Genomic DNA, 9566 nt, shown 5'->3' with positions numbered 1-9566 from the left:
TACCACATGATAATCACAATAATATACACAATGGCTTTGTTTCCGAAATTTCATGCTCATATCCTACCACCCCTCCCAGATTTTGGAAAAACTCCATCTCTGGGTCAGTAGACCCAGAGATTTAAGTAAGGATTTATTAAATGATATATTCAATGGACTGATTGAATGCGGGTTCATAATTGAGAAAGTACAGGAAATGCCGCCCGACCTTTATCAAAATGGAACTCCAAAAGAAGAGAGCTGGGAGCATTACTTAAAATATTCACCGGACTTATTTGCAATTCTTGCGAGAAAAAAATGAAAGAATCATTTTATCTCTCCACAAAGACATTCTCCCCATACACTCGAAATTTCACTCGCAAGAGCGATTTTTCTTTTCCACTTTTCGCAGTTTTCAAAAATTACAGCTGGAGCAGACTACAAGTCTGCTCTGAACGTTTGAGATTCATCAGCAAATAGTACTCTAAAAATATCTCCGAAACATCGCAAGATTGCTCGAGCGAGAGATATTAAGATTTAATCAGGTTATACTCTTTCTTGTAACCTTTATCCATTTGAGATTTTTTAACAATATTTTCTAAAAGAGACTTATCGTGAGACATGATATATCTTTTACTGTTCAATGCGGTGAATATGTTTATTTGACGAATATAAACTTTATCCAAGTTTTTTTTATATATTATGTGATTTCCTTTGTTCCCAAAAACAAGACACGTTTTTTTACTCAAAGGAATAAAACTTTCAACTCCAGGTGTATCTATCATTAATTCTTTGCCATTAAAAGCATCTGGATGACAGGGACAAAATGGGTTATCACTTAAAATGAAGGAACTTCCTTGTCTCGCTGTAACTATCATCCAGTCGACTGATAAAAAATATTCCAAAAGTTCTTTTGCATGTTTCATGAAATCGAGCCTGTCTTCCTTTTTGAACCCTTCTATATTGATTTGAAGTTTTGATTCAAAATCAGGAACTCTTAATCTTTGTAAGGCAACAAATTCAGCAAGGTCTTCATGCTCAATTTTATTGAGAATTTGTTGATTCTCTATTTTATCAATAATGCTCGGTATTTTGGCATCTACTGGTTTTAATATCTTTGTCTCTATATCAGTATTTGTAGTTCCATCTTTTTCTATAAAAGAATAATACCCATTTTCTACGGCAGTAACTATTGGTGATCTTTTATCATATATGTTCTGATCCTTATCAAAAATCCATAGCAGTCGATCAATATCAGTAAATTTACTTTGGTAGCCAATTGAAACTTGATGATGTGATTTTGGTGGTTCGTTTTGTTTTTTCATAACATCAAGTTAATGACTTCACAACAAACACATTCTCTCCAAAAACTTGAAATTTCACTCCCAGAAGGGATTTCTCTTTTCCGCTTTTAGCAGTTTTCAAAAATTCATCCAATTCCTGAATTTGTTCGTAACTGGGAGATTTTGGCGCGAAGAATTTTCGAAAAATTTCGCCACGAAGAAATTCGGGAAGAACAAAAAAACATTTCCGATCGAATTGGATTTCACCGCAATTCGGAAGGCGCGACGGCGCCGTCGCGCCTTCATGAGCATTCAAAATATATTTCATCACATTCTCCACTTGTTCCTGAATCCCCTCATCCATTTTTCGAAAAAGCTCAGCATTCCTGAGAATTGATCTTTGAAAATGAGGAAACCGTTTCTGAAGTAATGGCAAAACTTCAAGCCGGAGATAATTTCGATCAAACGCGTCAGGATCAAAATTCGAACTGTCTTCTCGAAATACAAGATTTTCTTTTTTGAGAAATTTGAGAATCTCTGACTTTGAAATTTCGAGAAGCGGACGAAAAAGCTTTCGCTCTTCATCCCACTTCTTCATCCCCATAAGCCCACGAATTCCAGTCCCACGAAGAAATTGAAAAAAAATTGTTTCGACTTGATCGTCAAGGTGATGTGCCAAGAAAATTGCTTCTGCTGAATATTTCTTGCGAATTTTTTCCAAAAATTCATATCGAGCAATTCGAGCTTTCTCTTCACTTTTTTTTGTATCTTTCCAATTTTCTGTTTCAAATTTCCATCCCCATTTTTTCGCTATTTGTGAACAAAATTTTTGATCAATAATGCTTTCCTTTCCCCGAATCCCGTGTTCAAAATGAGCAACAACAACATTCTGAAATTTTGTCCGAAAGAGCATTTCTCCAAGATATATTGAATCTGGACCGCCAGAAAGCGCGAGGAGGATTTTATCTGATGGAGCAAATGGATCGAACAACATATAGTCAATTACAAGAAAGTACAAAATTAAAAGTACAAAGTACAAAACCATTTTTTTTATTTTGTACTTTGCACTTTGTACTCTGTGCTATATATACACCACCTTTTTCACATCCTCCTCACCTTTTTGAATAAGATGAGTAGCGCGAAAAATCAAGAAAAAGAGAAATGTCAGAAGCGCAATTCCCCAGGCGAATATAGGGATAAATGGCGCAACAGTCAAAAATACGAGAAGCCCGAGAATAAGGCTCAAAGAAACCTTTGTCTCCAGAGCACTCAATTGCGTGATTGCCATATTTTTTGCTTCTGCCTTTATATCTTTCATGTCGGGGAGATCGACTCTTGGAGTATCAGTTTTTCCTTCAATATTTTCTTTTTCCTGGGTTTTTTCAAAAGACTTTTCGAGTTCTCCGGAAAATTGTGATTTTATCTCAGCTGTAACTTTCGTTCGATCTGCATTTTTTATGCACGAAGGGTCATTTTGACATTCTATCTGAATTTTTTGTTCAACAAGTGGAGCGACCAGTGGATCCAAAAAACTCCCCGAAAGCATTTCTTTTCGAGCATCTTCTACGGCACCTGAAATCATTCCGGAAATATCTGGGAGCTTTCCTTCAGCAAATAATTTATTTCCTCCGAAAAAAGGAATGGATTCAAGGTTGTCGAAGTAATTCGACACAGTTCCCTTAATTTTTTCAGAAGACACACCTGCGTATATTCCTGCTGAAATGAGGACGACGAAAACAAAAAGAAATGTAGAAAATACAGGTTTTGTTGCCTCTAAAAAAGGAAACTGAATATAGTTCTTTGATTTCCCCTTCACCTGAAGGAAGAGAAGTGAAAACGCAGCTCCAGTAAGCGCATACACTCCCATCATGAGAATATCGGTATGAAAACTGAGTCCGAGGAGGAGAAAAAGTACTGGCCAAATTGCCGCAAGCCATTTTGTGGTCGGTAAAATTGCGGTCATTACGGTGCAGATCATCGCAAACACAAAGAGCAGCACCGGAGGAATGGTGAATATTCCTATTGAGGAAACAAGAAAAAAAGCGCCTACGATAGGAAGAAGGCTAAGGAGAACAAAAAGACCGTGACGAAGTGGCATAAAGACAGAAAAAATCGGACCTATTGTCGCTCGTTTTGAGGAAAAATGGAAGACTCGGAAAGGAATTAGGAAGTAGGAAGTAGGAATGGAAAGATTCATTTCGTGCCGATTTCTTACCTTATTCCTGATCCCTAATTCCTAATTCCTGCTTCCTTATTCCTGCTTCCTGACTATCTCCCGCATTCCCTCTCAATCTCAGCAAAAGGAATCTTCATAGCAATTGGTCTTCCGTGAGCACATGAGTAAAATGCTTCGCAGTCATCAAGACTTTGGATGAGTTTTTCCATTTCGGGAAGAGTGAGTGGATCTCCAAATTTTACAGCACCGCGACATGCCGCAAAAGTAGCAATCCGCTGAGCAGGAGATGTGACTGCTTTTCCCATTTCCGGTTCGTATCCTTCGAGATCATGGAGGAGATTCTTGAGATTTTCGCGAAAATCGACCTTCTCAGTCCCAACTGGGACGGAAAAAAGAGCTGCTTCTTTCTCTGAAAAATCCTGAATTTCGAATCCAAGATTTTCAAAAACTTCCTCATATTCCTCCAAAACTGATTTTTCTTGAGGAGAAAGTTCGAGGATTTGTGGAACGAGGAGTTTTTGTGATTGTGGAGTTTTTCCGCGGAGATCTTTCATGAGTTTCTCATACCTCACTCTTTCATGCGCGGCATGTTGATCAACAATGATAATGCCCTCATCTTCCTCGAGAAGAACAAAAGAATTTCGTATTTGTCCAATGATTTTCCGTTCTCCCAGGTGGTGATCTTCGTCACTCCTTTTTTCTTGCAAAAAACTTTTCGAAAACGCCATCGCCGCTTGAATTTTTTGAGAAGATGGTTTTTGGAAATTCTGTGATGAAAAGGTTTTCTTTCCTGAAAAATTCTGACTTTGGCTGAGTGGCGAGTGAGAAGGAAAAAAACTTGTTCTTTCGTTTGATTCAGATTCTTCTTTTCGCGAATTCAATGCAGACTCTATCGCTCCTTTCACTGCCGAAAAAACTTCCCGTTCTTTCAAAAACTTTACTTCACTCTTTCGTGGATGGACATTTACATCCACAAGATCAGGCGCTATTTTGAGAAAAAGAATCACATCCGGATGCATTCCATGAGGAACAAGACTTTTGTATGCTTCCGAAATTGCCGCAAAAATTATCCGATCAGAAACAGGTCTTCCATTCACAAATATACGCTGTGACTTTCGATTTTTTCTATGAACATGCGGGTGACTCACAAAGCCAGAAATATTCAGTGTCTCTCCTAAAAAATGAAGAGGAAATAAATTTTCTGCAAATTCCTTTCCGAAAATATTTTGCACTCGAGAGAGGCTCGAATCAGACAAAGATGCATCCAGAAAAACTTTTTTGCCCATTTCCAATCGAAAGGAAATATGAGGATGTGCAAGAGCAAAATTTTCTACCACAAGCACAATATGAGAATTCTCAGTGGATTCAGATTTGAGAAATTTTCGCCGTGCGGGAACAGCAGCAAAAAGATCTGTCACGAGAATTTCCGTTCCATCAGGAGCTCCAATATGTTGAATTTCTCCGGAGTGTTCTCCATGGATTCGAACAGCGTATGGAGTACCTTTTTGTTTTGTGGTGAGCTCGAGATGAGACACAGAGGTCATTGAGGCGAGCGCTTCACCACGAAATCCGAATGTAGAGAGCGAGAAAAGATCATCCGAAGTGGAAATTTTACTCGTCGCAGAGCGTTTGAGCGCCATGAGTGCGTCAGCTTCGTCCATTCCCACGCCATTATCCCGCACTCCTATTTTTTCTATTCCTCCTCCATCTATTTCAATGTTAATTTCTGTTGCTCCAGCATCAATGGCATTTTCCACAAGTTCTTTTACAATGCTCGCAGGTCTTTCTACGACTTCGCCAGCAGCAATTTGGTTTCGAAGAGATTCCGGCAGAATGTGGATTTTTCCCATGGAATTTTCAGATTGAGAAACGCTAAGAGAGTAGCAGATAATTCTTGTTCTGACTATTCCGCAAGTTCCTGTCACGTGATAAACTTCAGTTGTGATTTTAGATTTTAGATTCTAAATTTTAGATGAATTCAATCTCACAATTAGGGTAATCTAAAATCTAAAACCTAAAATTTAAAATCATTCATGCATCGTATTCAACAAAAATCGGCTCAAATCAAAAGTGAAAATCGCGTCGGTCTTATGACCCACGTTGTTGTTGGCTTCCCAACTCTGAAAAAAACAGAAGAATTGATTGATGCTATGATCGAAAATAGCGTGGATTTTATTGAACTCCAAATCCCCTTCTCTGATCCTATCGCCGATGGTCCGACAATTCTGAAAGCCTCAGACACCGCTCTTAAAAATGGAACAAAAGTGAAAGATGCGTTTGATCTCGTGAAAAGAATTCGAGAAAAAAATGATGAAATTCCACTTCTGTTTATGAGTTATGCGAATATCATTCTCCAAATTGGCGTACAAAAATTTGTACAAAAATCAAAAGAAGTTGGAATTGATGGATTCATCATTCCCGATCTTCCGCCAGACGAATCAGAAGGAGAAGAATTTCTCAAAGCTTGTGAAGAATATGATCTCGCGCCAATTCTTATTTTAAGTCCGACAAGTTCGGAAGAGCGAATGAAATATATCGCCGAAAAAGGAAAAGGATTTTTCTACTCAGTCGCAAGAACGGGAGTTACTGGAGCAGAAACAACATTTTCCGAAGAACTCGGAATATTTTTAAAAAAGTGTCGGAAAGTGACGACACTTCCGCTCGCAGTTGGATTTGGAATTTCAAAACCAGAACACATTCAGTTTTTGAAAGGGAAAGCGGAAGTTGCGGTCGTCGGCTCCGAAACGCTGAGAATTCTCGAAAAAGACGGAATTGACGCTGTTTCTGAATTTATAAACTCTCTTGTGGAAGCAGGGAAATAATGCTTCTTGTTTCATAAATAATTTTTAAGATCGAATCTCGAGATTCGAAATTCCATATTCCCCTCCTAATTCCTGATTCATAATTCCTTATTCCTATGAGAATTGAAGTCGAAATGAAAGCTTGGCTCAAAACTGAAGAAGAAATCGAGACTGCTCGAGAATATTTAAAAAAACACGGAAAATTCCTCAAAAAATCCGTAAAAGATGATATTTACTTCGCAAAACCAAATGCTGAAACATTCGATTTTCGGATTCGTGAAGTTGATGGAAAATATTTTGTTACGGAAAAAAAACGAAAACTCGTGGGGAAAATGGAGCAGAATGAAGAGCTCGAATTTGAAGTGTCAGATAAAGAAGCATTCATTGCTTTGACCAAAAATTTGGGATACGTCGTGTTTTTGAGGAAAACAAAAAAATCTGAAGTTTATGAGCTCGAAGACCGTATTACTGCAGAAATAACAACCGTAGGGGCTGCAAATTTGCAGCCCCTGGGAACTTTTCTCGAAATTGAAAAACTTTGCGAAAGAGAGGAAGAATCAGGAAAGGCGAGAAAAGAAATTCAGAAAATATTTCAAGAACTTGATCTCGAGAAAAATATTGAAACGAGGCAATATGCAGTCATGCTCAAGCCTTAACCATGATTTACTTGATTGCTTTTCAGAAGCATATTTGTAATGTGCTTCATTTCCAACGAAAAGTGTTTATTTTAAACTCATGTTATTTGAACTAATTCTTCTACTTTTAATGCGCAGTTTTCGAATTCGAGAAATACAGACGGTCCGAAAGGTCTCTCTTTACACCCTCCATCTGCGCTCGTTATCTTAGGGCACAATACCCTTATTCTTTTTCCTACTTCTCCTTTTACTCCTTCTGTAGTTTGCTTTACTGCTTGATATGGAACATCACTCCCTTCTCGCTGTAAATGCTCACACTCTCTTACTTCAGTAGTTACAGGGGTATTGCCTAAGCCGGATGCTATGAACGCACATTGATTATCACGAGTCATAGAAGCTTTCTGACAGCTACTACCAGCAACAAAAAGTTCCCGACAAAGAACTCTGATTGCACCATTTGAAGTTGTTTGTATTATCGCTTGAGAATCTTGATGTGCTTCAAGCCCCTTATTCAGAGTACGACAAGTTACTGCGTCTGTTTGGACTGGTTTTCCACCTGTCTTATAGTGCCATGTTCTATCCTGTTCAATTGACCCAGCATTTAATGCACATCTCACGTTTCTTTCAATACTTTGTTCTATACATTGCCCATCTTCACCCATTCCTTCACACCTTACTTCGGTAGAGCCATCATCAGCAGGAGTTACTTCCGCGATATAACCAGAACAGCAATTGATTTCCATAAATATAAAAAAAACAAGTTTATCTTAAAATACAATGTTTCTTGAAATATGTAAAGATGATGCCTGTGTTCCCGTCTTGGGAAAAAATTCACAAAACATATTCTTCATAGTCAGCATTCTTCAAGTCTTTTAAAATTCTCTCCAAATTTTTCTCTAAGGCAATTTTAAAGCTTTGATTTTTGATCGTCATATTTGAACCGACTTTTTTATCATTTTTCATTCGAATCATCACTAAAACCGATGTTTTCATCCCGATTTTCAAAAGAAATATCGCTCTTCCTGCTCCATGAGAACTGGTGAGATACAGTTTCTGTAAAGAAGTGGCGGGGATTTTTTGAGCGCTCTTTATCTTCTCACCTAATCCTTCTAACGCCTTTTCCGCCGCAATTTTAACCATTTCTAAAGAAAAAACTTTCTGAATAGGCTCAAGCTCGATTTTTTTAATTGAAGTCGTGATAATAAGCTTCATGCGGAATTATTTCTGAGATAACAAATTTCCGATGGCATCCATTTTTTTCTGAATTGCGGGAGAAACTTGAATGGTTTCTGGTTCACCAATAATAATTCGTGGAGTTTTCACAAAGTTTTTCAAAGCATTTTTTACAATCAAGGTAAGCGGAATTCCTAATTTACTAGCCTGGGCAAAGGCTTTAGTTTTTAGATCCTCTTCGATGCGAATAGTTAAAGTAGTCATGATATCTAAATAAGTTTCTGCAAGAAGTATACCGCACTAACAATGTTAGTGCAAGAAGAAATTGTGAAAAATTGGATTGTAATAACTTTTCATCCTCCATATTTTTCTTTACACTTACTTGTGATTTCATTAAAACTTTATGAAACGCATCCTCACAGGACTCCAACCCAGCGGAAAACTCCACATTGGAAATTATTTTGGCTCCATGAAACCGAATCTGGAACTCGGAAAAACACATGAAGCATTTCTTATGATTGCTGATATGCACGCACTTACGACAATACAAAACGCAAAGGAAATGTCAGAGAATATCCGAGATGTCGCATTGGATTTTCTGACCTTTGGTCTTGATCCAGAAAAAACAACTTTTTTCAGGCAGAGTGATGTTCCTGAACATACTGAACTTACCTGGATCTTTTCAAATATCGTGCCCCTTGGAGTTCTAGAAAGAGCCCATTCTTTTAAGGATAAGAAGGCAAAAGGACTCGAAGCGAATACGGGACTTTTTATATATCCAATTCTCATGGCGTGCGACATTTTGCTCTATGATCCGCATTACGTTCCCGTAGGAAAAGACCAAAAACAACACGTGGAAATGACGCGAGATATTGCGCTCAAATTTAACCACATATACGGAGAAGGATTTCCTATTATTCCTGAACCTATGATTTCCGAAGAGACTGGAGTCGTTCCGGGAATTGATGGTCAAAAAATGTCAAAAAGTTATGGAAATACAATTGAAATTTTTGCAGATGAAAAAACTCTTCAGAAAAAAATCATGAGTATTGTGACTGATTCAAAAGGCGCTCTCGAACCGAAAGATCCGGCTGCATGTAATGTCTTCACACTCGCAAAACTCTTCTTTTCAGAAGATGAACTCAAAGATCTCGAGGGAAAATATCGCGCTGGAGGATTTGGATATGGCGATGCGAAAAAATGGCTGTTCGAAAAAGTGAATGTGTACTTCGCGCCGTATCGAAAAAAACGTGAAGAGCTTGCAAAAAATCCAGAAAAAGTAGATACCATCTTGAGATTTGGCGCAGAAAAGGCGAGGGAAAAAGCAAAAGCGAAGATGAAGATTGTGAGAGAACTCGTGGGACTATAAGTCAATTACGAATGACTTTGTTGCACAAATCATAATATAGAGACTCAGGAAAGAGCAATTTTCTTTTTCTAAGGTTTTCATACTATTTTGTAACTTTTTGGCATTCCGAGAGCAGTCATACTATTCAAAGCAGAACATATAAGAAAAGAT

11 protein-coding genes are annotated in these 9566 nt (G+C 38.0%); 4 read left to right on the top strand and 7 right to left on the bottom strand.

The window, feature by feature from the left end; genetic code table 11:
* Positions 1-52: 52 nt before the first annotated feature.
* Positions 53-301 (top strand): hypothetical protein, encoded by a 249-nt coding sequence (locus tag HZA38_03525; GenBank protein MBI5414563.1) that lies wholly within the window; start codon positions 53-55, stop codon positions 299-301.
* Between the two features lie 208 nt (positions 302-509).
* Here the strand turns inward: HZA38_03525 and HZA38_03520 are convergent, their stop codons facing one another.
* The 4 genes from HZA38_03520 to mutL form a co-directional block, all read right to left on the bottom strand.
* Positions 510-1304, bottom strand: coding sequence for a DUF4238 domain-containing protein (locus tag HZA38_03520; protein MBI5414562.1), 795 nt, complete (start codon positions 1302-1304; stop codon positions 510-512).
* 4 nt (positions 1305-1308) lie between these two features.
* Complete coding sequence (gene tilS, locus HZA38_03515; GenBank protein ID MBI5414561.1) at positions 1309-2256, bottom strand: tRNA lysidine(34) synthetase TilS; 948 nt, start codon at positions 2254-2256, stop codon at positions 1309-1311.
* Positions 2257-2343: 87 nt separating this feature from the next.
* A complete protein-coding gene (locus HZA38_03510; GenBank protein ID MBI5414560.1) occupies positions 2344-3360 on the bottom strand; it encodes a hypothetical protein in 1017 nt (338 codons plus the stop codon).
* 170 nt (positions 3361-3530) lie between these two features.
* Positions 3531-5288 carry a DNA mismatch repair endonuclease MutL gene (gene mutL / locus HZA38_03505; protein MBI5414559.1) on the bottom strand — a complete coding sequence of 586 codons (1758 nt, stop codon included), beginning with the start codon at positions 5286-5288 and terminating at the stop codon, positions 3531-3533.
* A 183-nt stretch (positions 5289-5471) separates the two neighbouring features.
* On the opposite strand from mutL, the gene HZA38_03500 reads away from it, so the two are divergent.
* Both HZA38_03500 and cyaB read left to right on the top strand, forming a co-directional pair.
* On the top strand, positions 5472-6260 hold the full coding sequence (locus HZA38_03500) for a tryptophan synthase subunit alpha (GenBank protein ID MBI5414558.1): 789 nt from the start codon (positions 5472-5474) through the stop codon (positions 6258-6260).
* A gap of 95 nt (positions 6261-6355) precedes the next feature.
* Entirely contained in the window at positions 6356-6895 is a 540-nt protein-coding gene (gene cyaB, locus HZA38_03495) for a class IV adenylate cyclase (protein ID MBI5414557.1), read from the top strand.
* Between the two features lie 77 nt (positions 6896-6972).
* Here cyaB and HZA38_03490 read toward each other — a convergent pair whose 3' ends face one another.
* The 3 genes from HZA38_03490 to HZA38_03480 form a co-directional block, all read right to left on the bottom strand.
* On the bottom strand, positions 6973-7617 hold the full coding sequence (locus HZA38_03490; protein ID MBI5414556.1) for a hypothetical protein: 645 nt from the start codon (positions 7615-7617) through the stop codon (positions 6973-6975).
* 88 nt (positions 7618-7705) lie between these two features.
* Positions 7706-8086, bottom strand: a complete 381-nt coding sequence (locus tag HZA38_03485; protein ID MBI5414555.1) for a hypothetical protein — start codon at positions 8084-8086, stop codon at positions 7706-7708.
* 6 nt (positions 8087-8092) lie between these two features.
* On the bottom strand, positions 8093-8311 hold the full coding sequence (locus tag HZA38_03480; protein MBI5414554.1) for a hypothetical protein: 219 nt from the start codon (positions 8309-8311) through the stop codon (positions 8093-8095).
* A gap of 139 nt (positions 8312-8450) precedes the next feature.
* Between HZA38_03480 and trpS the strand changes: the two genes are divergently transcribed.
* The gene (gene trpS / locus HZA38_03475) at positions 8451-9416 is read left to right on the top strand and encodes a tryptophan--tRNA ligase (protein MBI5414553.1); all 966 of its coding nucleotides are present in this window, start codon (positions 8451-8453) and stop codon (positions 9414-9416) included.
* Positions 9417-9566: the final 150 nt, after the last annotated feature.

The sequence above is a fragment of the Candidatus Peregrinibacteria bacterium genome (assembly GCA_016220175.1).
In the GTDB taxonomy this organism is placed as follows: domain Bacteria; phylum Patescibacteriota; class Gracilibacteria; order CAIRYL01; family CAIRYL01; genus JACRHZ01.
The sequence above is the reverse complement of the archived record's forward strand: the minus strand, read 5'-3'. Positions and strand labels throughout refer to the sequence as shown.